The following is a 24,801-nucleotide window of genomic DNA, read 5'->3' on the forward strand; positions in this document are numbered from 1 at the left end:
CCTCGTTGTGCTTTCAACCACTTCCTTGCCTTGGCCAGTTGGCCAGTTGGCTAGCGGCGGCGCAAGGTCACGAAGCTGAAGGCGTAGGCGTGCTGGGCATCGGGCTCGTGCCGCTCCCGGTTTTCCTCCCGCCATTCCAGCGGGGAAAGCTCGGGAAAAGTGGCGTCGCCTTCAAAGTCGTGGTGCACTTCGGTCAGGTAGACCACATCGGCCGCGGGCAGGGCCTGCCGGTAGATTTCGCCGCCGCCGATAACGAAGATATCCTCCCCGAACGTAGCGGCCAGCTCCAGCGCCACCGGCACCGAGTAGGCCACCTCGCAGCCCGGGGCGGCCCAGTCGGCCTGCCGCGTCACCACAATGTTGATCCGGTTGGGCAGAGGCCGGCCAATGGCGTCGAAAGTGCGTCGGCCCATCACGATGGGGTGGCCGGTGGTGAGCTGCTTGAAATGCTTCAGGTCGGCGGGCAGGTGCCAGATCAGCTGGTTGTCGCGCCCAATCACGCCGTTCTGGGCGGTGGCTACTACGATGGCAATCATGCGGGAGTGGAAGAAGTGAGGAGGCTGGCGTTGAAGCCGCGCAGGAAGTCGGCCAGCGGCATGCGCTTTTTGCCTTCGAGCTGCACGTCGAGCAGCTCGAGCTGGCCGGCGGCAGTTTGCAGGCGCAGGTAGGTTTTGGCGTCGGTATGCCAGGAGCCGGCGGGGCCGGCATCGGCGGGCACCAGGGCGGCGCGGAAGATCTTCAGGGTGCGGCCGTCGGGCAGCTCGGTGAAGGCCGTAGGCACCGGCGACAAACCCCGCACCCGGTTGGCCAGCGCCCGGGCGGGCTGCTGCACGTCGAGGCGGCCGGTTTCCTTCTGAATTTTGGGGGCCGCCTGCAGCTCCGCACTCGGCACCTGGGGCACGCTGGGGGCCGTGCCGGCCGCAATGGCCTGCACGCTGCGCAAGGCCAGGGCCGCCCCGGCCGCCTGCAGCTTTTGATACAAAGAGCCGAAATCGTCTTCGTCGGCAATATCGACCACGTCCTGGAAAATCAGGTTGCCGGTGTCAATTTCGTGCTGCAGAAAAAACGAGGTGACGCCGGTCTGCTTTTCGCCCTGAATCAGCGCCCAGTTGATGGGCGCCGCGCCCCGGTACTGGGGCAGCAGGGAGGCGTGGATGTTGATGGAGCCCAGCCGGGGCATGTCCCACACCGCCTCGGGCAGCATCCGGAACGCCACAACCACCTGCAGGTCGGCCGCGTAGCTGCGCAGCTCGGCCTGAAACTCCGGGGCCTTCAGGTTGGTGGGCTGCAGCACCGGGATGCCGTGGGCCCCGGCAGCCTTTTTCACCGCCGACTCGGCCAACTGCTGCCCGCGGCCGGCGGGCTTGTCGGGAGCGGTAAGGACGGCCACTACCTCGCAGCCGGGCCAGGAAAGCAAAGATTGCAGCGTCGGCACCGCGAATTCGGGGGTGCCCATGAAGATGATGCGAAGTGCAGTCATAGAAGGAAGTAACGCGAAGCTCTGCTTCGCGGGGCGTTGAACGGTTAATGGTGGCCTGGCGCGAACGATTCGCGAAGTGGAACTTCGCGTTACTTCTCCGGATACAACAAGTATTTCTGCCGCATGGTCTTGAACTGGCTCAGCCCCGGCTCCCACGACTTACGGATTTCGGCTTCGGTTTTGCCCGCTACAATCTGCTGGCGCAGGGAGGCGGTGCCGCTGAGCTGCTCGAAGTACTTGCCGAAGAAATGCTCCTTGTCGGTGCTCTGCTGGTAGAAATCGAGCAGGTAGCGCACCGTGAAGCCGGTGGCGCCGTCCAGGTTGGTCTGGTGCAGGTCGAGGCCGTAGCAGAGCTTGCCGTTCTGGGGCGGGGTCGGCGAGCCGGCGTTGGGCCGGGGCGTGAAGCTGTGGGGCCGGCTGCGGGGCTGCGCGGGGCTGCCGACGACCTCAAACGGGGAATCGGTGCCGCGGCCCACGCTCACGTCGGTGCCCTCAAACAGGCACACCGTCGGATACAGCGCCACCGAGTGGGCGTTGGGCAGGTTGGGCGAAGGGCGCACGGGCAGCACGTAGCGCGTGGCGTGGGTGTAGCCCAGCACCAGCACCACCGTCAGCGGGCACTGCCGGCCGCCGGCCAGCCACTGCTCGCCGTTGATCATCCGGGCCAGTTCGCCCACGGTCAGGCCGTGCACGATGGGCAGCGGGTCCAGGCCCACAAACGACTTGTGGGCCGGCTCCAGCACGGGGCCGTCCACGTACCAGCCGTTGGGGTTGGGGCGGTCCAGCACCACCACCGCCTTGCTTTGCTCGGCAGCGGCTTCCATTACGTAGTGCATGGTGCTGATAAAGGTGTAGAACCGCGCCCCCACGTCCTGAATATCGAACACCAGCACGTCCAGGTCGCGCAGCATTTCGGCCGTGGGCTTTTTGGTGGCCCCGTACAAGGAGCGCACCGGCAGGCCGCTGCGGGCGTCGCGGCCGTCCTTGATGGTAGCCCCGTCGGCGGCCTCCCCGCGGAAGCCGTGCTCGGGCGCAAAAATCATTTTCACCTGCACGCCCTGGGCCAGCAGCGTATCAACGAGGTGGGTGCGGCCCACCAGGGAAGTCTGATTAACCACCACGCCCACGCGCTTGCCCCGCAGCAGCGGCAGGTAGCGGTCGGCCTGGTCGGCACCCATGCGCAGGGCGGGCGCGGGCGTGGTTTGGGCTGCGGCAACCGTCGGGGCCGGGGCGCCGTTTGACGGTCCAGACGCCGCGGCGGCCCCGGGGGCCGGACGGGAACAGTCGCTAAAAGCCAGCGTCAGGCTCAGCACACCACAAAACAGGGAAGATGTCATCAGCAGAAATGGGAAGTAGAAAACTGACCGCAGAGGTGTAGCTTTACGGCAGTGAATATCTCGCGGTACATATCCAACAAGATTGACGGGGCCGACTCCGGTTCTTTTACCTCGTCGGTGACAAAAATAGCCATTATCAGTATTGCACTGGGCGTGGCGGTCATGATTGTGTCATTTGCCATTCTGGAAGGCTTCCGCAACGAGATTCAAAGTAAGATCTTCTCGTTCGGCTCCCACTTCACCATCAGCAAGTACGACACCAACAACTCCCTGGAGGTGGAGCCCATCGGCGGCCCGCGCCTGGCCAGGGACCTGCGCCGCTTTCAGCAGGTGCAGAACATTCAGGCGTTTGCCCGCAAAACGGCCATCATCAAAACCCGTGAGGAGGTGATGGGCGTGGCTTTGAAGGGCATCGACGAGAAAAACGGCCTCTCCACCATGCGCCAGAACCTGGTGGCGGGCAAGTTTCTGTCTTTTCCCGACTCGGCCGCCAGCAACGACATCCTGCTCAGCCGCAAGATTGCCGACAAGCTGCGCCTCAAAGTCGGCGACGACGCGCTATTCTACTTTATTCAGAACCCGCCGCGGGTGCGCAAATTCGTGGTCAGCGGCATCTACCAGACCGGCCTCGACGAGTTCGACGAAGCCTACGTTATCGGCGACCTGCGCCAGGTGCAGGAGCTCAACAACTGGCCCGACTCGCTCGTGGGCGGGGTGGAAGTGATTCTCAAGGATTTCAACCGCCTGGATCCTTCTTCCGACCACATCTACGAAAACCTGCGCTACGACCTGAAGCTGGACAAGATAACCGACCAGTACGCCCAGCTGTTCGACTGGCTGCAGCTGCTCAACCGCAACGTGGTCATCTTCCTGATCCTGATCATCTTCGTGGCAACCTTCAACATGGTGGCCACCATCTTCATCATGATTCTGGAGCGCACCAACATGATTGGGGTGCTCAAGGCCATCGGGGCCACCGACAACCAGATCCGGAGCATGTTTTTCTTCCGCGGGCTGAGCCTGACCATGCGCGGTATGCTGTTCGGCAACCTGGCCGGCATCGGGCTGTGCGCCATCCAGTACTATTTTCACCCCATTCCCCTCGACCCCGAGAACTACTACATGGACCGGGTGCCGATTTTCTGGGACCTGAAAATGATTGTCATCCTCAACATTGCCACTTTCCTGACGTCGCTGCTGGCCGTGCTGATTCCGACCTACCTGATTTCGCGCATCCGCCCCGTCACGGCCATCAAGTTCGACTAAGCTACCCGGGTCGCGCTACTCTTTTGGCCGGCTGTCGTTCTGAGTCTGCGAAGGAGCTACCGGCTTTAGCGGATCAACCCTCATCAACGCCCAACGCCCCGTACCGGTCCACCGATACGGGGCGTTGCTTATACCGCCTACCAGCCGGGGCGTCCGAAGCTGTAGCTGGGTCGCCTCAAACAGTGGAAGGCTAGCCCGAAGCTGCACCGGGCCCGACGTAAGAGTCGAAAGTAGCTCCGGTACCTTCTTCGGTCGGGCCGGAAACCTCTTCGGTCGGGCCGGAAACCTCTTCGGTCGCGCCGGCCCGAGCTTTGGGGGTGCCGACAACTGCTTTGGTCGGGCCGGCAGCCTTTTCGGTCATGCCGGGAACAGCGTTAGTCGGGCCGGCAGCCTTTTCGGTCACGCCGGGAACAGCGTTGGTCGGGCTGCTACAGCCATTTGCTTTGCAGAATCAGGTTGGGGTCGGGGCAGAGGGCGGCCCATTTTTCCCGCTCCTCGGGCAGGGCCACGCCGGGGAAGTCGCCCGAGCGGCCCTCCAGGTCGGCCATGATCTGGAAGTGCAGGTGGGGTGGCCAGTCGCCGTTTTCGGGGGCGGGGCCGACTTCGGATACCTGGTCGCCGGCGGCCAGAGTCAGACCGGGACGGAGCAGGGCGGTTTCGGCGCGGCTGAGGTGGCCGTAAAGGGTGTAGAAGGTGGTACCGGCCAGCTCGTGCTGCAGAATGACGGTGGGGCCGTAGTCGCCGAAATGGGCGTTGTCCTGCACGCTGTGCACCACGGCGGGCAGGGGCGCCAGCACCGGCGTACCGGCCCGCAGCCACACGTCCACGCCCAGGTGCAGGGAGCGGGCGGGCACGGCCGGGTCGCCGAACAGGCCGGGGCTGCGGCGGTAGATAACGCGGTTTTCGAGGTAGCCACCCACCCCGATCAGGGCGTTCTGCTCGGTCAGCAGCGCGGCTACCAGGGCTTCAAAGGCGGCCGTGTCGCGCAGGTCGGCGTCGGCCAGGGTCGGGTTCTGGGCCGAGAAGTCGAGGCGGCACACGTCGGGGGCATTCAAGTCGACGGGCAGCACGGGGCCGAAGTCGGCACGGTGCTTTTGCAGGAGCGTAGTCAGGGACATAGAGCGGAGAGCTGAGGTTTTGGAGATTAGAACGTAGAAGGCAACGGATGCAAGGGGGCATTCTTACCAATGCAGCAGAGTTTTAGTGGGCAAATCTAAGTTCTAAGTTCTCACATCTAAGCTCTCATCTTCCACCGAAACGCCCCTTTTACCGTACTTTGCAGGCCCGTTGCCGAACAAGTCGCGGCTGTTTCTGCTTACCCGTACCAACCCCCGAAGTTTACCCGTCGATGAGTAGCCCTTACCTTACGCTTAACGTGGTGGAAATCACCCACGAAACTGCCGATGCCGCCACGATTCACTTTGAGCGCGCCGACCGCCAGGCCATTGCCTGCGACCCCGGCCAGTTTCTGACGCTGATTCTGCCCTGCGGCCCCGGTGGCAAAAATGAGCGCCGGGCCTATTCTCTCAGCAGCACGCCCCACGAAGCGCCGCGGCTGTCCGTCACGGTGAAGCGCGTGACCGGCGGCCTGGTCAGCAACTTCCTGCTCGACACGGTGCGGGTGGGGCAGCAGATTGAGGCCATGGCCCCGTTGGGCAACTTTACCCTGAAGCCCAGCCCCAAGTCGGCCCGCTCCATCGTGCTGGTAGGGGCCGGCAGCGGCATCACCCCGCTCATGTCCATCCTCAAGGCCGTGCTGCGCGAGGAGCCGCTGAGTCACGTGCTGCTGGTGTACGGCAACCGCACCGAGGAATCGGTGATTTTCCGCACCCAGCTCCAGCAGCTGCAAAGCCAGTCGGCCGGCCGCCTGCAGGTCGAGCACGTCTACAGCCAGCCCGCCCACCCGGCCGCCAGCTCCCACACCGGCCGCCTGAACCGCACCATGCTGCTGCGCATCCTGGAGCAGCGCCACCAGTTTCCGGCCGAGCAGGCCGAGTATTTCCTCTGCGGCCCCGAGGGCATGATGGCCGAAGCCCGCGCCGCCCTCGATTTGCTGGGCGTGCCCGCCGCCCGCATCCGCCGGGAAAGCTTCGTGTCCGCCGCCGAAACCATTGAAGCCGCCGCCGCCCAGCCCAACGGCCACGGCGACGTGCTGGCCACCGACAACGACGGCAAAATCGACGGCCACATCGTCACCATCCAGTACGAGGGCGCCGAGTACAAAGTGCCCGTGAGCCCCAGGCAGACCATCCTGGAAGCTGCCCTGGATCTGGACATCGACCTGCCCTACAGCTGTCAGGCCGGCCTGTGCACGGCCTGCCGCGGCAAGTGCCTGTCGGGCAAAGTCCACCTCGATGAGCGCGAAGGCCTGTCCGACTCGGAGATGAAGCAGGGCTACGTGCTGGTCTGCGTGGGCCACCCGCTCACCAGCGACGTGGTCATCGAAATCGACTAGCCGCGGCCGCGGCGCTTCGCCGGCCAGGGAGCGGGAAATCTTTTTTCGGCCGGCCTCAACGCCGGCCGGCCGGGGCGCGTAAAGTGGAGTTGCCGCGGCCGCAAGCAACCCGAAACATTTTGCTGTTTAGCGGGTACTTTACCCTCCGCCGCCTGCCGCCTGCCCTTCCTGCTGCTGCGGTCTATCCTGCTCTATCATGATGAATTCTGCCCCCGAAATCCTGGCCGCTACGGCTACCGACACCCAGCGCCCGGCGCGTCACTATCTGCCCGAAGAGTTTGTGGTGACCGACTGGGCGGCGCTGGAAGCGTATTTTGTGGAGCTGCGCGACCGGCCCATCGACTCGCCGGCCACGCTGGAGCGCTGGCTGCTGGACCGCTCGGAGCTGGAAAGCGCGCTGAGCGAAGACCTGGCCTGGCGCTACATCCGCATGACCTGCGACACCCAGGACCAGGGGCGGGCCAAGGCGTTTCAGTACTTCGTGAGCGAGATTGAGCCCAGCGTGGCGCCCTACGACCACGCCCTGAACGAGAAGATGATCGGGTCCAGGTTTCTGGCCGGCCTCGACCCGCAGCGCTACCGCATCTTCACCCGCTCGGTACGGCAGGCGCTGGAAATCTACCGGGCCGATAATATTCCGCTCAAAACCGAAATCAGCACCAAGCAGCAGCAGTACGCCGCCACCGTCGGGGCCATGACGGTGACGCTCGACGGCGAGGAAATGACCCTGCCCCGGGCCGCCGACCGCCTCAAGCACCCCGACCAGGCCGTGCGCGAGGAAGCTTACCGCGCTATTCAGGCCCGCCGCCTGCAGGACAGCAAGCCCCTGGACCAGCTCTTTACCGAGCTGGTGGCGCTGCGCCACCAGATGGCTTTGAATGCCGGCTTCCCCAACTTCCGCGACTACATGTTTGCCGCCCTGGGCCGCTTCGACTACACGGCCCAGGACTGCTTCGCCTTCCACCGCGCCATCCGCGAAACCGTGGTGCCCCTGATCGACGACCTCGACCTGGAGCGGCGCCAAGACCTGAACCTGCCCGCGCTGCGGCCCTGGGACCTCGACGTGGACGTGAGCGGCAAAGCTCCGCTGCGTCCCTTCGGCACCGGTGAGGAGCTGCTGGAAAAGACCGTGACCGTATTTCAGCGCCTCGACCCCTACCTGGGGGACTGCCTGCGCACTATGCGCACCATGGGCCACCTCGATCTGGAGTCGCGCAAGGGCAAGGCGCCCGGCGGCTACAACTACCCGCTGGACGAAACCGGCGTGCCGTTCATTTTCATGAACGCCACTTCCTCCCTGCGCGACGTGATTACGATGCTGCACGAGGGTGGCCACGCCGTCCACTCGTTCCTGACCCGCACCCTGCCGCTGGCGGCCGACAAGCACCCGCCGTCCGAGGTGGCGGAGCTGGCGTCGATGAGCATGGAGCTGATTTCGATGGACCAGTGGGACCTGTTCTTTCCCGATGCCGACGAGCTGCGCCGGGCCAAGAAAACCCACCTCGAAAGCGTGCTCGAAACCTTCCCCTGGGTGGCCACCATCGACAAGTTTCAGCACTGGATCTACGAAAACCCCGAGCACACCGCGGCCCAGCGCCACGCCCGCTGGACGGAGGTGTTCGACGAGTTCAATCAGCGCACCGTGAGCTGGAAGGGGCTGGAGCAGTTCAAGCCCTACCTGTGGCAGAAGCAGCTGCACCTCTACGAAGTGCCCTTCTACTACATCGAGTACGCCATGGCCCAGCTGGGCGCCATTGCCGTATGGCGCAACTTCCGCCTGGACCCCACCGCGGGGCTGGCCGCCTACAAGCGCGCCCTGGCCCTGGGCTACACCGCGCCTATCGGCGACATCTACGCCGCCGCCGGCATCCGCTTCGATTTCAGCACCGGGTACCTGCGCACCCTGGCCGACTTCGTGCGCGAGGAAATGGCCAAGCTTTAGCCCAGACTTTCGCCCCAAAACGCAAAAAGCCCCCCGGAAAAATCCGGGGGGCTTTTTTACAACCAACTCAACCAAAAGGTGATGCCCTGATGAGCCCATCGCGGCCGGGATGGTTGCACGGGCCCGGGTTATTTTGGGGGTTGGGTTGAAATTCAGCGAAAAGGCTTCGGGGTTCAGCGTCAGGCAACGCCGTTGATGGAAAGGCCGACAAACCTGCGCTTGGCCGTATTATAGTGGATGTGCCAGAACGCATTGCCACCATCAAAGACCTGAATTAAGCTGTTGGGCCAATGCTTTAAAAACGGGTCATTGTCGGGGTCCCAGAAGCAGTTGACGTAGATAATCTTTTCCCCTTTGGGCGACAGGTAGCCGGCGTACTGCCTCGTATAGCCGCTCAGCTGCCGGTGGATGGAGAGGCCGAACATAACTTCGTTTACCCGGGACTTCCTGGGTTGTTTGCTCATGAACACAATAAGCGCCCGCTCCAATTGCGCGATGTCAGCGGCAGTCGGGGTCCAGCGGCGCACGCTGTCCTGGGGCTGAAGTTTGACGGCCGCCGGGAAGATTACACCCTCATACGCGTTGCCATGTACGATTTCCCCCACGGACTGAGCTTGGCTGGCACTGGGCGCCAACAGGGTTAGAAGCAGAATAAGCAGGTGTTTCATGGCCGCAGCTAGTCGGGTTCACGGCCGGGTAAGGCCGATTACGCCATTGCGACGCTGCATGTATGATGCCCGCTCAGTCCGGAATCCACAAGCTTTTTTATATTAATTCTGCAGCTCAAACAAGGGCAGCGGCTGGAGCTTGCCGTATTTGCCGCCGAGCGAAGCCAGCTCGACCTGGTGCAGCTTCAGATAGCTGTTGAACTGCTTGACGGCCCGGTCGTAGCGCAGGCGGTAGCCCACCACTTCGCTGTCGGCAGCCTGGATGTCGTTGGTGAGCTGCTGCACGGGGGCGCTGGGCGAGCCGGCGGCGGGCTGGGCAAAGCCATATACCAGGTGCAGCACCGAGTCCTGGGCGACGTCGTAAGCATCGATGGCGGCGGAGTTGACCATGGTTTGCTGATCGTAGCGGCGGCGCGGCAGCCTTTCATTCGCCAGGGCCACCCGCTGCAGCAGGGTGCGGTCGGTGCCGGGCTGCTGCTCCAGCTCCTGCAGCACCCGGGAAGTGGCTTTTACCTTGGCGTCGTCGCTGGCTATCATCTGCGTCCAGCGGGCATTCACGGAGTCGCGCAATACGTCGAGCTGCACGCGGGCCGCCGCCGGCGAGACGGGGTCGATAGGTTTGGGAGTACGGTTGCAGGAGTCGAGGCCCGCCAGCAGCAGGAGCAGCAGGGCCAGGGGAACAAGCTTTTTCATGGGTGGGTAACGTCAAAAAGCGTCAGAATATTCAGCTGACATAAAACGGAGCGACAAATGCAGCGGGCCGGTCGGGGCCAACCCGGGGGCGAAGATAGCCGTTGGCCCGCCCGTGGGCAAGCCGGCCGCAGCCGGCCAGCCAGATCTTTGCGGGCCTGCTTCATTCTTGATAGTCAGCGGCTTTAAGGTAATTTGGTAACAGTTTATTTCTGGTTGCATAACACCAGCAAAGTTTCAAAACCCGTATCTTTGAGGCCGGTTTACTCTTTCTCACCATTTTTCAAGAAAATGAAAAAAAGCTACTTCCTGGTGTCGGCTCTGATGCTGTCTGCCGCGGTTTCCTATGGCCAGGGCACTGAGCTGTTTCTCTCAGAGTACAATGAAGGCTCGCACATGTCGGGCGTAAGCTACAACGGGGGCGTTTCGAACTCCAGCGGCAATGAGCGGGCCATCGAAATCTTCAACCCCACCGTGGCCGCCGTCAACCTGAACGCCTACTCGGTGCGTCGGTACTCCAACGGCAGCGCAACGCCATCGGAAGAGGAGAAGCTGCAGCGTACCTCCGGCCCCAACGTGCTCAACTCGACGGCCGCTTTCGTTTTGGCCAACAGCCAGGCTACCATCACCGCCATCACCACCAAAGCCGACCAGCTGAGCGCCATGTACCAGACGCCCGGACCCAACGTGCTGACCGTGGGGGGTATGGCCTACTTCAACGGCGACGACGCCATTGCGCTGGTGCGCTGGACGAGCGGCACGGCCGGCGTCGGCACGCCCGTGCTGATTGACATCTTCGGCAGCATCGGCTTCCAGCCCGTGCCGGCCAGCGGCACCGGCACCGGCCAGTGGAGCGGTACCAACCCCGTGGATGGCACGCCCGCCGTGTTTGTCTCCTCGGCCAACCAGTCGATCATGCGCCGCCCGGCCATTTCGTCGGGTGCCCGCATCAACAACCCAACCAACTTCAACCCCTCCACGGAGTGGACGGTATACAGCTACGCTTTCCCTCCGGGCACTACCGGCAACACGGAAGTCGGCAACCAAAGCTACGCCCGCCTGGGGGAGCACAACGACTATGCCGGCCCTTTTGGCGCCTACCTGCCCCTGAAGGTTCTGGAGAAATTCAACGGCGGCATCAGCATCTATCCAAACCCGGCCAGCGGCACGGCTACGGTGGAGCTGAAGGACGTGAAAGTGGGCAGCATCATCGTGCTCAACAGCCTGGGGCAGAAAATATCGGCCCAGCCCCGCGGCCTGGCGCAGGAGAAAATCACCCTGGATATTTCGGGTCTGAAGCCCGGCCTGTACTTCGTGCAGTGCCTGAGCGCCGACGGCCAGACCAAAATCTACAAGGAGCTGCTGGTCAAGTAAGCGGCCCCACGCCGCAAATTCCAGAACCGCCCGGTCATTTGGCCGGGCGTTTTTGTTGTAGTCCAGTAGACCAGCCGGGGCAGGCGGCGTTGCCCGCGGGTTTCGGCCTGTGCCCAGTTCCTCGTACTTTTGCCCCATGAGTGACATCACCCCTTTGGAAAATATTGGCGAGTTCGGGCTGATCCGCCGGATTCAGCAGACTATTACGCTGCGCCAGCCCAGCACCATCCTCGGCATCGGCGACGACGCGGCCATCCTGGCGCCTACCCCCGGCCAGGATATGGTCATCAGCACCGACCTGCTCATCGAAGGCGTCCATTTCGACCTCACCTTCTGCCCCCTCAAGCACGTGGGCTACAAGGCCGTGGCCGTGAACGTGTCCGACATTGCTGCCATGAACGGCGTGCCGACCCAGATTGTGGTGGGCCTGGCCATCGGCAGCCGCTACTCGGTCGAAGCCATTGAGGAGCTGTACGAGGGCATGCGCGTGGCCTGCGAGAATTACCATGTCGACCTGGTGGGCGGCGACACCACCGCCAGCCGCGGCGGCCTGACCATCAGCATCACGGTGCTGGGCCAGGTGCCGCAGGGGCAGGCCGTGCGCCGCAGTGGAGCCAAAGCCAACGACCTGCTCTGCGTAACCGGCGACCTGGGCGGCGCTTTTCTGGGCCTGCAGGTGCTGGAGCGGGAAAAAGCCGCCTGGACCGCCGACCCCGACATGCAGCCCGAGCTGGAAAAGTACCCCTACGTACTGCAGCGGCAGCTGCGCCCCGAGGCTCGCATGGACGTGATTCACGAGCTGCGCGACCTGGGCGTGGTGCCCACCAGCATGATTGACATTTCCGACGGGCTGGCTTCCGAGGTGCTGCACATTTGCCAGCAGTCGGGCACCGGGGCTCGGGTGTTCTCCGAAAACCTGCCCGCCGCCAACCCCATGCTGGAAGTGGCCAACGAGTTCAACCTCGACCCCATTATGTGCATGCTCAACGGCGGGGAGGACTACGAGCTGCTGTTCACCATTCCGCTCACCGACCACGACAAGATCAAGAACCACCCCGACATCACCGTCATCGGCCACATTACCGAGAAGAGCGACGGGGTGAACCTGGTGACCAAAGCCGGGCAGGCCGTGCCGTTGCAGGCGCAAGGCTGGCAGCACTTTTAAGTTTTTGGTTGTTCGTTCTTGATTTTTGGCCTCGTGCAAATCAACGCTAAAAAGCCCGTTCTGCATCTCAGGACGGGCTTTTTAGCTGAAAACTAAAAACGAACAACCAAAAACCAGAGTCAGTCTTCCGGGTAGGGGACGAAGACGAAGTTGGTGAACTCCTCATCGAGCACAAACAGGCAGCAGAACTCGTTGGGGTCCTTGTAGGTCTGCTGGAAGGCTTCGATGCCCTCGGCCCCGATGATGCCCTGCTGCACGAACAGTTCCAGGAAGGAGGCGAAGATGTGCCACTCCAGGCCCGCGTCGTCGGCATTTACCAGCAGGCTGCCCAGCGGCACTTCCTGGCGGGCAAACACGAAAATCGGGTGCTGGGAGATGTCCATCTTCCGCACCTGCGACGAGGCTTCCATGATGGTGTCGGACACGGCGGCGAAGTCCTTGGTGATGGTGCCGAGGTATTTGCCGTTCAGCTCGGGGTCGTTGGCGTAGTCCATTGTGTTACCGGTAGTCCCGGTCAATTGTGTAGATGTTCACGGTGTCGCGCTTCGAGTACCTTTTTAGGGTGCGCACATTGCCTTCGGAATCATAGTACTTCCAGCGGCCTTGTTTGATGCCATACTTGTATCTGCCAGTCGACAGCTTTTCTCCAGCATCATTTACAAAAGTGTACCTGCCTTTGCAATTCAAGTCTTTACAATAGCTGCTTGTCCCAGTAATGACTTTGCTACAAGAAGCAAAAAGGAGAAAGAAGATGAATAGATAACGCATATGGAATAGAAAAAAGAACGTCATGCTGAGCTTGTCGAAGCATCTCGCGTGCTGGTGTTGGGTCGGTAATCAGACGTCAGCACGCGAGATGCTTCGACAAGCTCAGCATGACAGCCGATTTCCGAATTACCTCAGCTCCAGCAGCACCACGTTCTCTACGTGGTGCGTATGCGGGAACATGTCCACCGGCCGCACGCGCGTCACTTTATACACCTCGTCAAGCATTTCCAGGTCCCGGGCCTGGGTGGCGGGGTTGCAGCTGACGTACACGATGCGGGGGGCGCGCATTTCGAGCAGGCGGGCTACCACGTCGGGGTGCATGCCGGCCCGGGGCGGGTCGGTGATGATGACGTCGGGGCGGCCGTGCCGGGCGATGAACTCGGCGTTGAGCACGTCCTTCATGTCGCCGGCGTAGAACTCGGTGTTGGTGACGTTGTTGATTTCCGAGTTCAGGTAGGCGTCCTTCACCGCCGACTCCACGTACTCCACGCCCACCACGTGCCGGGCCTGCCGGGCCACGAAGTTGGCAATGGTGCCGGCGCCCGTATACAGGTCGTACACCAGCTCGGTGCCGGTGAGGCCGGCAAACTCGCGGGTCAGCTTGTACAGGTTGTAGGCGCCCTCGGAGTTGGTCTGGTAGAACGACTTGGGGCCCACGCGGAAGCGCAGGCCTTCCATTTCCTCGTGGATGTAGGGCTCGCCCTTATAGCACACCACCTCCAGGTCGTGGAAGGTTTCGTTGCCCTTGTCGTTGAGCACGTAGTTCAGGGAGGTGATGTTCGGGAACTTGGCGGCCAGGAAATCCAGCAGCGGCAGCAGCGCGTCGTGGGCGTAGTAGCACTGCAGAATCACCATCAGGTCGCCGGTGTTGGCCGTGCGGATGATCAGGTTGCGCAGGAAGCCTTCCTGGGTGACGAGGTTGTTGAAGGGCAGCTCGTGCTCCAGGGCGTAGTTGCGCACGGCCAGCCGGATTTCGTTGCTCGGCTCGGGCTGCAGCCAGCAGTGCTGCACGTCGATGATCTTGTCGAACCGGTTCGGGGTGTGGAAGCCCAGCACCCGCCGCTCGATCTGCTCGCCGGCCTGGATCTGCTCGTTGGTCAGCCAGCTGTTGTGGCTGAACGTGTATTCGAGCTTGTTGCGGTAGTAGGTGCGGGTGGGCGAGTGCTGGATGGGCTCAATGGCGGGCAGGGCCACCTTGCCGATGCGCAGCAGGTTGTCCTGCACCTGCTGCTGCTTGAACTTAAGCTGGGTGTCGTAGCCCAGGTGCTGCCACTTGCAGCCCCCGCAGGTGCCGAAGTGCTGGCAGAAGGGCTCCACCCGCAGGTCGGAGAACTTGTGAAACTTAGCGGGTACGGCTTCCAGGAAGCTCTTCTTGGCCTTGGTTACGCGCAGATCCACCACGTCGCCGGGGGCCACGCCCGTGACGAAGATAACCAGGTTGTCGCGGCGCACCAGGCACTTGCCCTCGGCCACCATGTCGGTAATTTCGACTTCGCGGAGCAGCTCCGCGGGAATGTTTTTAACGGATTTCCTCACAAGGCAAAGGTAACCACGGATTCGTGCCGATTTTGCGGCTGCCGCCGATTTTGTCGCCGCTGCCCCTGCGGCAAGTCATAGTGACGTCCGGACCAAGACATAGTTATGTTTGGATCAAGACATAAGCATATCATACCCGTGACATAAGCATGTCACCGGGCAGGGCCCGCAGCCGGACCACCAGGCCGCCCCCAAAAAAGCCCGGCCACCCGGAGTCGGGTGGCCGGGCTTACCAGCGGAGCGCTTATTTCCGGCAAGGCTACTTCATTACCTCAAACCAGCCCTTGTAGGTTTTGCCGGTAGAAAGCTTGAGCAGGTAGTAGTACACGCCCGAGGCCTGCTCGGCCGCGTCCCAGCCGTTGTTGTAGCTGCCGGTCTGGTACACTTCCTTGCCCCAGCGGTTCATGATGCTCAGCGAGCTGCCGGGGTAGAGGCCCAGGTTCTTGATTTCGAACTTGTCGTTCATCCCGTCCCCGTTCGGGGTGATGACGTTGTAGAAGACCAGGTCGTTGGTGAAGCTCACGCAGGCCTCGTTGGAAGAAGACGTCATAATTCCCGATGCCGGGTCGTTGGGGGCCAGGGCCACCACCCGCAGGCACTGGTCGAAGCCGGCGGTGCTGCTGGCAAACTCCGCCTCCAGCGTGGCGCCCGATACGGTCGTCACCAGCTCGGCAGTGCCGTTGTCGGCGGTCCGGAAGATGCGGTACTCCTTCACCGGGAAGCCGCGGTAGGCGTTCCAGGTTAGCTTTACCTTGCCTTCGTCGCGGCCCGCCTGGCCTTCGCTGGCCGTGGCTACCACGCGGATGGTGGTGTGGTCCTGGGTCTGGAGCACCGTGCCGCAGCTGTTCTGCAGCTCCAGGCGGTAGTCGTAGGCAGCGGCATCAGCATCCACGGTCGGGTCGGTGAAGGTAAGGGCCGTGTTGGCTACCGTCCCGACGGCGACGAAAGCGCCGGTGCCCGTCACGCGCCGCAGGATGCGGACCTGGCTGGCGTTGCCCGCGTTGTTGGGCACGTTCAGCCGCAGCGTAATGCTCCGGTCGCCGGGGACGACGGAAGCGGCCTCCAGCGCCACGCTGGCATTGTCGGGACGCACGGTGAAGGTGGCCGCGCAGCCGGCGCTGTTCACGTCACGCACCTGCAGGGTGGCGACAGATGTGCCGGCCGGGAAGTTGATGGTGACGGTACCCGTGCCCTGGCCGCTGATGGTGCCGCCGCCCGTGAGGCTCCACTGGTAGTCAGCATTCGGCAGGGCGGAGGCCGCGGCCCCCACGGTGTAGGTCAGGCCGGTGCGCGTTTCGGGGCAGTAGCTGGCCGGCCCGGCGACGGCCAATGCGGGCACCACCGTGAACTGCCGGGAATACGAGGGCCCCGAGCAGAGGCTGCTGTTCTTCTCGATGGCCGTCAGCGTGTAGGTGCCCGGGGTAGCGGGGGTCGGCAGCGTTACGGTGCCGGTTGTGCCGGTCAGGGCCACCCCGTTTAGGGTGTAGGCGTAGGTCGAGCTGGCCGCGCCGGGCAGCGAGAAGCTCAGGGTGCCGGCATTCACGCAGGCCCGGCTCGGGCCGGCAATGGCCAGGGTTGCCGAGGGCGAGGGCAGCACGTTCACGTAGAGCGTATCGAGCGGCGTGGCGCTGATGCAGCGGCCCCCGCTGGGGTTGGTGGTTTCAAACACGGCCAGCTTGCCGATGCCGGGCCGGGTCCACTGCACCGTCACCGTATTGGCGCTGGTGCTCACCTGGGTGCCGCCGGTGATGGTCCAGGCGTACGACGAGCCGGCCGTCAGCTGGGTCTGGTAGGTGTAGGGGCCGTTGGCCTGGCACACGTTGTTCGGGCCGGTGGGCCGGGCCGTCAGCAGCAGCGGGTTGATGCGCACGGGCAGCGTGACGACGGGCGACGGGCAGAGCGTGGAGTTCTCGGCGTAGGCTGCTACGCTGGCGCTGGCGTTGGCCCCGTTCCAGTTCACGATGATGCTGGCCGTTCCGTTGCCGCTGGCAATAGTGCCGCCGACCACCGTCCAGCGGTATACCGCACTGCGCGGGTTCCGGATGGAATACACCACGCCCTGCACCGTGGGGCACACCGACTGGGTGCCCTGAATGCTGTCGGTGAGCGGGCTTGGGTTCACCGTTACCACTACGGCATCGGTGCTGGTGCAGCCTTGCGCCGTGGTAGCCGTGACGGTGTAAGTAGTGATGATAGGGTTTTGGGTGGTGTTCACGGCCGTAAAGACCGGGCGGGCCGTCGTGGCGCTGCTCAGGCTGGTGGCCGGGCTCCACGAGTAGCTGTAGCCGGCCAGGGCCGTAGTACCCAGCGTGGTGGTGGCCCCGGCGCACAGGGCTACATCGTTGCCGGCGTTGGCTACGGCGGCCGGGTTCACCGTCACGCTCACCGTGGAGGTAGCCGGGCAGCCCTCGGGCGTAAGCACCGTGAGGGTATAGGTGAAGGTCTGGGGCGTGGTGCCGTTGTTGGCCTGGGTGAAGGTCGGCTGGGCCGTGGTGGTGCTGCTCAGCCCCGTGGCCGGGCTCCACTGGTAGGTGTAGCCCGCCAGCGCCGGGATGCCCAGCTGGGTGGCAACGCCCGAGCAAACGGTGCGGCTGCTGCCAGCCGCGTTGGCAACCGGTGCCGGATTGACGGTCACGGTCACGGTCGAAGTGGCCGGGCAGCCGGGGGTGAAGGCCGTGTTGGCGGTCAGCGTGTAGGTAGTCGTGACGGGCGTGGTGCCGGTATTAGTCAGCGTGACGGTGGGCGTGGCCGAGGTAGCGCTGCTCAGCCCGGTGGCCGGGCTCCACTGGTAGGTGCTGCCCGCTACTACGCTGCTCGCGTTGCCCAGCGCCGCCGATTCACCCGAGCAGAACGTCCGGTTCGGACCGGCCACCGCTACCGCCGTGGGGTTCACCGTCACGGTCACGGTCGAAGTGGCCGGGCAGCTGGGGGTGAAGGCCGTGTTGGCGGTCAGCGTGTAGGTAGTCGTGACGGGCGTGGTGCCAGTATTGGTCAGCGTGACGGTGGGCGTGGCCGAGGTGGCGCTGCTCAGCCCGTTGGCCGGGCTCCACTGGTAGGTGCTGCCCGCTACCACGCTGGCCGGGTTGCCCAGCGCGGCCGAGCCGCCCGAGCAGAATACCTTGTTGGTCCCGGCATCGGCCACGGCCGCCGGGTTTACCGTTACCGTTACCGTAGCAGTAGCCGAGCAGCTCGGCGTGGCCCCGGTATTGACGGTCAGCGTGTAGGTAGTCGTGACGGGCGTGGTGCCGGTATTGGTCAGCGTGACGGTGGGCGTGGCCGAAGTGGCGCTGCTCAGCCCGGTGGCCGGGCTCCACTGGTAGGTGCTGCCCGCTACTACGCTGCTCGCGTTGCCCAGCGCCGCCGAGCCGCCCGAGCAGAATACCTTGTTGGTCCCGGCGTTGGCTACGGCGGCCGGGTTCACCGTCACGCTGACCGTGGAGGTAGCCGGGCAGCCCTCGGGCGTAAGCACCGTGAGGGTATAGGTGAAGGTCTGGGGCGTGGTGCCGTTGTTGGCCTGGGTGAAGGTCGGCTGGGCCGTGGTGGTGCTGCTCAGCCCCGTGGCCGGGCTCCACTGGTAGGTGTAGCCCGCCACGGACGCCACGCCCAGGGTCGTCGTTTCGCCCGAGCAGATGGTCCGGCTGCTGCCGGCCGCGTTGGCAATGGGCGCCGGGTTGACGGTTACGCGTACCGTGTCGGTGGCCGTGCAGCCCTGCGCCGTGGTAGCGAGCAGCACGTAGCTGATGCTGATGGGCGTGGTGCCGGGGTTGGTCAGCGTCACGCTCGTGCCGGGGGCATTCGGCGTGGCCAGACCCGTGGCGGGAGTCCAGAGGTAGGTGGTGCCCGCCACGGCGTTGGCCGAGCCCAGCGCGGCGGTGGCCCCCGAGCAGATGGTGCGGTCGGTGCCGGCCTGCGCTACGGCTTCCGGGTTCAGCGTCACCGTTACGTTATCCGTGGCCGTGCAGCCCTGGTCGGTGGTGGCCGTGACGGTGTAGGTCAGCGTCTGGGCGGCGCCGGTCGGGTTGAGCAGCGAAAACACCGGGTTGGCCACGTTCGGATTGTTCAGGCCGGTGGCCGGGCTCCACTGGTAAGTGTAGCCGGCCAGCGCGGTGGTGCCCAGGGGCACGGTTTTACCGGAGCACACGCTCACGTCATTGCCGGCATTGGCAATGGCGACGGGGTTCACCACCACCGTCACCTGCCGGCTGGTCGAGCACACGCCGTCGGTAGACGTCACCGTGTAGGTCGTGGTCTGGGTAGGCGACACGGTGATGGTCGGGCCATTGAAGGTTTGGTTGCCACCGGTCCAGACGTAGCTCTGGGCGCCGCTGGCCGTGAGCGTGGTGCTGGCGCCCAGGCAGATGGCGGCGTTGGTCGGCGTGACGGTCAGCCCGCTGGCGGGGCGCACGTCCACGGTCCGCGACACGGAGTCGGTAGGGCAGCCCAGCGTCGAGATGCCCCGCACCGTGACGCGGCCGGCACCCACCGTAGTCCAGAGCACCTGCACGGTATTGCCGGTATTGGAACCCTGAATGGTGCCACCCTGGGTGGTCCAGAGGTAGCTGGCGGCGGCCGGCCCCACGGCCGAGTAGGTGGTCACCTGCGACCGGTCGCAGATAACGGCGTTGCCGGTAATGCTGGCCGGGCCGGCGGCTTTGGTTACCTGAATCTGGAATACGTCGGCAATGCTTTTCGCGCCGCAGGCCACGTCGGTGGCCGTCACCACCACGTCGTAGGGGGTGCTGCGGGCCGTGCCGCAGGTGGAGTTGAAGATAAACTGGCCGTTGACGCTGCCACCCGTACCCGTAGTGGAAGCTGTGCCGGTCGGGTTGCCCGGCAGCACAGTGCCCTGGCTGCCGGCAAAGGTGGCGTTGAACGGTCCGGACCCATCGAGCAGCACGCTGTTGGTTTTGAGCGTAATCGAGTTGCCGTCGGGGTCGGTGGCGGCCAGGTTGAAGCTGGCGGTCTGTCCTTCCTCAATAGTATACAGGTGGATGGCCTGAGTGGCGGCCGTGAACTGCGGCGCCCGGTTGGGCGTGCAGGTGCGCGACACGAGCTGAATTTCCCGGCGGGTGGAGCCGATCAGCACTTCCGTGCCGTTGATGGTGCGGTATTCCTTGACTTCCACGGCCACCACGTAGGAGCCCAGCAGGGCCGTGGCGTAGGAGCTCAGGCCGTTGCTGGCATTCAGAAACGCGTAGCGGCCGGGGCCGGTGCCAAACGGGGCCGCCTGGCTGTAGCCGCCGGCATAGGTGACGGCCGCCGGCGGGGGCGTGAAGATAACGGGCAGCTGCGGCGGCAGCTGCGGATTCTGCACCCCAAACGGGCGGCTGAACGAGTAAATCAGCCGGTCGCCGTCGGCGTCCACGGCGTTGTTGACGATGATGCTGGTATCCCCCTGGCACACGACCACCACGGCCGTATCGGAAAAGGTGGGGGAGGAGTTGGGAATCAGCGGGGGGGCCATTTCCACGTACAGCAGCTGGCTCCAGGAGTCGGACTGCACCAGGTTGATAATGCCGGCGTTGCGGGTGCCGTCGGTGTACACGGCGTAGTAGCCGTCAAACGAGAAGGGCAGGCTGACGATGGTTTCGTAGCGCACCAGGCGTACCGATACGGGCGCCCCGGGCGTGCTGCAGCCGCCGGGCTGCGGCGGGGTAATGATGGGGTTGGAGGAGCGCTGAAACGTAACGGTCTGCAGGCGGGCCCCGTTGGTCTTGCTGTAGAAAGCGACATCAATGGAGGGTCGGCCATCGGGCACGGAAGAGGTCGGGCCGGCATTAACGTAAATCAGCACGGTTACGCGGTAGCGGTAGGGCGTAGCCCCCGGGCCGTTGGCGTTCAGGTAGCTGTAGTTGATTTCTCCGCCCAGCAGGTGGGAGGCCGCCGCGGGCGTGGCACGTAGCCCCAGCAGCAAAAGCATAATAAGGAGGCTACGCTGTAGAAATGATTGCATAGAATCTGGTCAGAAAGGAGAGAAATCCGGCGTGTGAGGCCGGCGGGAAAAAGTGGAAAGGGCAGCGCAGGAAGGTTATTGCCGCTCGACGCGGCGCACGGCTACCTGGCCGTCGGCACTCTGCAGGCGCACCACGTACAGCCCGCGGGGCAGCGTGGTCAGATCCAGGGTGGCATCGGCGGCCGGGCCCAGCCGGCGCGTGGTGCGCAGCAGTTCGGCGCCCAGCACGTTGTACACGCTGATGCCGTAGGTGCCCGCCGCCGCCGCGTCGGGCAGGCGCAGGTGCAGGGTACCGTCGGGCGTCGGATTGGGGAAGATGCTCAGGGCCGGCAGGCTGCGGGCCTCCGTGGTGGGCGTGCTGGAATCGATGCGCACGGAATAATCCTCGGTTTCCGAGTTGGCCTGGTTTTGCAGGCAGGGATTCGCCAGGTTGTTGTTCAGCCGCGTCACAATGCGCATGCGGGTAAAGCCAACCACACCGGGCAGGTTGGGAATGGCAACTGAGGAGGAAGAGGAGAGGGCCGAGGTTACGTTGACCAGCAGCTCGTTGGTGGCAAACGTGCCGTCCCGGTTCAGGTCAAGCCACACGGAGGTCACACGCTGGAAATTCTGGTTGGCAATGGTCGTGAGTGAGTAGCTCAGACCCTGCCGCAGCACGATTAGCCGGGCCAGGTAGTTGCCGTAGCCCCCCGGGTCGGCGCCGGAGGGGCTGGTGAAGTTCAGCATAGCGCCGCTCAGGTTCACGTTGGTCAGCCAGATGTTGCCATTCTGCCCGCTCGACGCGCAGTACTGCACGCAGGGCACGGCAATGGTGAGGTAGCTGGTGCGGGTGAGGATGTTGCTGCCAAAGGCGTTGGTGGCCGTCAGCGACACGGTGTAGTTGCCGGAAACCGTGTACCGGTGCTGGGGGTTCTGCAGCGGGCTGGTCTGACCGTCGCCAAAGTTCCAGAGCCACGCGGTGGGCGCGTTCTGGCTTTGGTCGGTAAACTGCACCGGATTCACGCAGGAGGCGGGCACGTAGTTGGAGGTGAAGGCGGCCACCGGCGGGTTGGTGTTGGGCCGCACCGTTACGGTATAGTCTTCGGCCTGCCCCAGCTGGGGGTTGGCGCAGGGCGTGCTGGCTCCCCCCACGAAATCGGAAATAACCCGCAGCCGCAGGGGCTGGTTTTTGACGGCCGAGCCTGGAATGCTGATGATGGCGTTGGGGCTCACGCGGTTCAGGGCCTGATACAGCAGCTCCGTCGTGGCATTGAAGACGCCGTCGTTGTTCAGGTCCAGCCACACCCGGGTGTCCTGGGCGTTGGCCGTACCGGTGGTGATGCTGATGGGGTAGCTGTTGCCTTCGGTGAGTTCTACCCGCGAGCTGCAGGTAAAGTCCTCGTAGCTGCCCACCGCGGAGGCTTTGCTCAGGCTGCCCAGCGTAAACTGCGTGATGCCGTAGCCGCAGCACTGCGCCAGCGTAGTGGGCGAGCAGCTGGCGGCCACCGGCACGGTGCTGTTGTAGGTTACGTAGCTGGTGCGGGTGCGCGTATTGCTGCCCACGCCGTTGGTGGCCGTCAGCGCCACGGTGTAGGTGCCGGCGGTGGTGTAGCAATGCTGGGGGTTCTGCAGCGGGCTGGTCTGGCCGTCGCCAAAGCTCCAGAGCCACGCGGTGGGCGAGTTCTGGCTTTGGTCGGTAAACTGCACGCAGCCCGAGCAGGTCAGCGGCTGGTCGACGATGAAATCTGTGACGGGCGGAGCCGTGTTGGCGACGGCCAGCACGCTGTAATCTTCCGTCTGGGAGAACTGGGGCGTGGTGCACGGGCCCGGCACCGGGGAGCCAAAGTAGTCGGCGGCCACGCGCAGGCGCAGGCGGGTGTTCAGGGTCGTCGTCAGGGGCAGCCGCAGAATTCCGGAGTGCAGACGCTTGCTGTCGGAGCTGAAGACCAGCTCGGAGGTGGCATTAAAGGCGCCGTCGTTGTTGAGGTCCAGCCAGACGCGCACGTTCTCGTCGGCACTGGCGTTGGTACGCACGCTGAAGCTGTAATCGGTGCCCACGGCCAGCGTGGCGCTGAGCGTGCACGAATAATCCTTGTAGCCATCAATGGCGGCCGGCGTGGTGTTGTTGATGGTACCCAGCGTCACGTTCAGAATGCCCATGCCAATGCCGGGGGCATTGGGGTTGGAAGCCCGGCCGGGGGTGCAGTTGGCCCCTACCGGACATTGCTGGGCCCGCGCAGGCAGGCTGGTCAGTACCAGGAAAGCAGAAAGGAATAGGCCGTAAAGTGCTGGCGCTTGGCGCCGAAAGCGTAGAAGTTGCATCATAGGAAAGCGTGCCGGAGGGGAGGTATATTCTGTCCCTAAATGTAGCGACTAAATCCTATTCCTGAAGCATCCCTGCGCAACCATTCTACCTGCCCCGGCAATGGGGCAAAACGTGGCGCCTAAGGGGAAAAACGTAGTTTTGTGGCTTACCGCCCGGACCCCGGGCCCAGCACGTACTGGCACTGTAGCTTATGAAAGGAAAAGTTGTTCTCATTACCGGCGGCACGTCCGGCATTGGCCGGGCCTGCGCCGTCGTATTCGGGCAGGCCGGCGCGCGGGTTGTCGTCACGGGCCGCGACGAAGCCCGCCTGGCCGACACCGCCCGGGAGCTCACCCGCCTGGGTATCGACCACCTCACTTTGCAGGCCGACGTGGGCCGGGAGGAAGACTGCGAACGGGCCGTGGCGGCCACCATTACCGCTTTCGGCCGCCTGGATGTGCTGCTCAACAATGCCGGTATTTCCATGCGGGCCCGGTTTCAGGATGCCGACGTGGAGGTGATTCGGCGCCTGATGCAAACCAACTTCTTCGGCACCGTCTACGCCACCAAGTTTGCGCTGCCCCACATTCTGGCCGCCAAAGGCTCTGTCGTGGGTATTTCCAGCATTGCCGGCTACCGGGGCCTGCCGGGGCGCACAGGATATTCGGCATCCAAGTTTGCCATGCAGGGTTTTCTGGAGGCGTTGCGCACCGAGCTGCTGCCGCAGGGCGTGCACGTGCTGGTGGCCTGCCCGGGCTTCACGGCTTCCAACATTCGCCAGACGGCCCTGGCCGCCGATGGCTCGTCCCAGGGCGAGTCGCCGCGGGACGAGCAGAAAATGATGAGCAGTGCGGAAGTAGCCGGGCACCTGCTGCGCGCCGTGCAGCAGCGCCGCCGCGACCTGGTGCTCACCAGCCAGGGCAAGCTCACCGTGTTTCTGAACAAGTGGCTGCCCGGCCTCACCGACCGGCTGGTGCTCAGGCATTTCCAGAAGGAAGAAAACTCGCCGGTATAGAAGCTCCGGCTCCCCAAAGCTTGGCCGCCGGCAGCCGGACGGGTTCAGCCAGGCCTTGGGGAGCCAGAAGCCTTCCTTCCGGGCTGCGGGCCAAGCGTGGCGCTTCCCGCTACTGTACCAGTAGCAGGTCGTTGCGGCGAATGTAGGCGTCGCGGCCCCGCCACTGCACCCGGTACCAGATGTCTTGCTGGCCCTGCACCACCAGCCGGTCACCGGCCGTCGAAGTGGTGAGCCACGTGGCCCCGGCGCTGGGCCCCGCCATGAGGGCTACGTGCGGCCGGACCACCAGCCCCACCCGGTCGGGAAGCAGCAGGTTAAGGTACGCGCCGGTGAGTCCTATACATAGGCCATAAGTCAGCCACCAATGACGCGGGCGGCGCCGGCGCAGCAGCAGAAAGATGCCCCCGCCCACCGCGCCGGCCAGCAGCAGTTGCAGCCCCCGGTAATAGTAGCGCCAAAACGCAATGGTAAAGCTCTGGCGCCAGGAAGTGGTATAGCCCGTAAGCCGGTGGTTTTGGGCCAGCTCCGACGCCTTACGCCAGGTAGCGAGCCGGGGCTGGCGGGCGTGGGCCAGGCTCAGGTAATACAGGGCGGCCGGGTAATGGCCCAAGCCTTCCTGCACGTACGCCATTCGTAGAAGCAGCCGGGCCGATGCCTGGTGTTGCTGCCGGAGCGCCTGCTTATACCAGGGGTAGGAGGCTTCGTAGGCGCCTTTGGCAAACAGGGAGTCCGCCTTTTGCAGGGCGGGGTTAACATTTTGACTGGTAGCTTTTTGGGCCGTCAGCAGCAGGATAAAATAAAAAATGAGGTGTTTTTTCAACAAAACATTTGGTGCTTTAAGCGGGCTCTTCTACTTTTGCATCCGCAA

At 64.0% G+C, this 24,801-nt stretch carries 17 protein-coding genes; 6 read left to right on the forward strand and 11 right to left on the reverse strand.

Annotated elements, in window-relative coordinates; all coding sequences use genetic code 11:
- Positions 1–50 precede the first annotated feature (50 nt).
- The 3 genes from ABD842_RS04720 to ABD842_RS04730 form a co-directional block, all read right to left on the reverse strand.
- The gene (locus tag ABD842_RS04720) at positions 51–536 is read right to left on the reverse strand and encodes a dihydrofolate reductase (RefSeq protein ID WP_345110766.1); all 486 of its coding nucleotides are present in this window, start codon (positions 534–536) and stop codon (positions 51–53) included.
- The gene (gene fmt, locus ABD842_RS04725; protein ID WP_345110769.1) at positions 533–1,480 is read right to left on the reverse strand and encodes a methionyl-tRNA formyltransferase; all 948 of its coding nucleotides are present in this window, start codon (positions 1,478–1,480) and stop codon (positions 533–535) included. The genes ABD842_RS04720 and fmt overlap by 4 nt, the downstream gene beginning before the upstream one ends.
- An 89-nt stretch (positions 1,481–1,569) precedes the next feature.
- On the reverse strand, positions 1,570–2,817 hold the full coding sequence (locus ABD842_RS04730; RefSeq protein ID WP_345110772.1) for an exo-beta-N-acetylmuramidase NamZ family protein: 1,248 nt from the start codon (positions 2,815–2,817) through the stop codon (positions 1,570–1,572).
- 51 nt (positions 2,818–2,868) lie between these two features.
- Here ABD842_RS04730 and ABD842_RS04735 point away from each other — a divergent pair, with 51 nt between their 5' ends.
- The gene (locus ABD842_RS04735; protein WP_345110775.1) at positions 2,869–4,083 is read left to right on the forward strand and encodes an ABC transporter permease; all 1,215 of its coding nucleotides are present in this window, start codon (positions 2,869–2,871) and stop codon (positions 4,081–4,083) included.
- Between the two features lie 428 nt (positions 4,084–4,511).
- Here ABD842_RS04735 and ABD842_RS04740 read toward each other — a convergent pair whose 3' ends face one another.
- The gene (locus ABD842_RS04740) at positions 4,512–5,201 is read right to left on the reverse strand and encodes a peptidoglycan DD-metalloendopeptidase family protein (protein ID WP_345110778.1); all 690 of its coding nucleotides are present in this window, start codon (positions 5,199–5,201) and stop codon (positions 4,512–4,514) included.
- A 230-nt stretch (positions 5,202–5,431) separates the two neighbouring features.
- Here ABD842_RS04740 and ABD842_RS04745 point away from each other — a divergent pair, with 230 nt between their 5' ends.
- Entirely contained in the window at positions 5,432–6,538 is a 1,107-nt protein-coding gene (locus tag ABD842_RS04745) for a 2Fe-2S iron-sulfur cluster-binding protein (protein ID WP_345110781.1), read from the forward strand.
- A 196-nt stretch (positions 6,539–6,734) separates the two neighbouring features.
- Entirely contained in the window at positions 6,735–8,480 is a 1,746-nt protein-coding gene (locus ABD842_RS04750) for a M3 family oligoendopeptidase (RefSeq protein ID WP_425553151.1), read from the forward strand.
- A 179-nt stretch (positions 8,481–8,659) separates the two neighbouring features.
- Here ABD842_RS04750 and ABD842_RS04755 read toward each other — a convergent pair whose 3' ends face one another.
- Together ABD842_RS04755 and ABD842_RS04760 are read right to left on the reverse strand one after the other, a co-directional pair.
- Positions 8,660–9,148: a hypothetical protein gene (locus tag ABD842_RS04755; protein ID WP_345110784.1), complete on the reverse strand. Its 489-nt coding sequence runs from the start codon at positions 9,146–9,148 to the stop codon at positions 8,660–8,662.
- A 102-nt stretch (positions 9,149–9,250) separates the two neighbouring features.
- Positions 9,251–9,841 (reverse strand): hypothetical protein, encoded by a 591-nt coding sequence (locus ABD842_RS04760; protein ID WP_345110787.1) that lies wholly within the window; start codon positions 9,839–9,841, stop codon positions 9,251–9,253.
- Between the two features lie 288 nt (positions 9,842–10,129).
- On the opposite strand from ABD842_RS04760, the gene ABD842_RS04765 reads away from it, so the two are divergent.
- Both ABD842_RS04765 and thiL read left to right on the forward strand, forming a co-directional pair.
- On the forward strand, positions 10,130–11,212 hold the full coding sequence (locus ABD842_RS04765) for a T9SS type A sorting domain-containing protein (RefSeq protein ID WP_345110790.1): 1,083 nt from the start codon (positions 10,130–10,132) through the stop codon (positions 11,210–11,212).
- Positions 11,213–11,348: 136 nt separating this feature from the next.
- A complete protein-coding gene (thiL, locus tag ABD842_RS04770) occupies positions 11,349–12,377 on the forward strand; it encodes a thiamine-phosphate kinase (RefSeq protein ID WP_345110793.1) in 1,029 nt (342 codons plus the stop codon).
- A gap of 119 nt (positions 12,378–12,496) precedes the next feature.
- On the opposite strand, the gene ABD842_RS04775 is transcribed toward thiL, so the two are convergent.
- The 4 genes from ABD842_RS04775 to ABD842_RS04790 all read right to left on the reverse strand — a co-directional run bounded on the left by ABD842_RS04775 (position 12,497) and on the right by ABD842_RS04790 (position 22,938).
- Complete coding sequence (locus tag ABD842_RS04775; RefSeq protein WP_345110796.1) at positions 12,497–12,871, reverse strand: hypothetical protein; 375 nt, start codon at positions 12,869–12,871, stop codon at positions 12,497–12,499.
- A 400-nt stretch (positions 12,872–13,271) separates the two neighbouring features.
- Entirely contained in the window at positions 13,272–14,681 is a 1,410-nt protein-coding gene (gene rlmD, locus ABD842_RS04780) for a 23S rRNA (uracil(1939)-C(5))-methyltransferase RlmD (protein ID WP_425553152.1), read from the reverse strand.
- 259 nt (positions 14,682–14,940) lie between these two features.
- Positions 14,941–20,601 carry a T9SS type B sorting domain-containing protein gene (locus ABD842_RS04785; RefSeq protein WP_345110799.1) on the reverse strand — a complete coding sequence of 1,887 codons (5,661 nt, stop codon included), beginning with the start codon at positions 20,599–20,601 and terminating at the stop codon, positions 14,941–14,943.
- 108 nt (positions 20,602–20,709) lie between these two features.
- Complete coding sequence (locus tag ABD842_RS04790) at positions 20,710–22,938, reverse strand: GEVED domain-containing protein (protein ID WP_345110802.1); 2,229 nt, start codon at positions 22,936–22,938, stop codon at positions 20,710–20,712.
- A 191-nt stretch (positions 22,939–23,129) separates the two neighbouring features.
- On the opposite strand from ABD842_RS04790, the gene ABD842_RS04795 reads away from it, so the two are divergent.
- Positions 23,130–23,933 carry an SDR family oxidoreductase gene (locus tag ABD842_RS04795; protein WP_345110805.1) on the forward strand — a complete coding sequence of 268 codons (804 nt, stop codon included), beginning with the start codon at positions 23,130–23,132 and terminating at the stop codon, positions 23,931–23,933.
- Between the two features lie 109 nt (positions 23,934–24,042).
- On the opposite strand, the gene ABD842_RS04800 is transcribed toward ABD842_RS04795, so the two are convergent.
- Entirely contained in the window at positions 24,043–24,753 is a 711-nt protein-coding gene (locus ABD842_RS04800; protein WP_345110808.1) for a tetratricopeptide repeat protein, read from the reverse strand.
- Positions 24,754–24,801 lie beyond the last annotated feature (48 nt).

Origin of the sequence: Hymenobacter algoricola, from assembly GCF_039539525.1 — a bacterium.
In the GTDB taxonomy this organism is placed as follows: Bacteria; Bacteroidota; Bacteroidia; order Cytophagales; family Hymenobacteraceae; genus Hymenobacter; species Hymenobacter algoricola.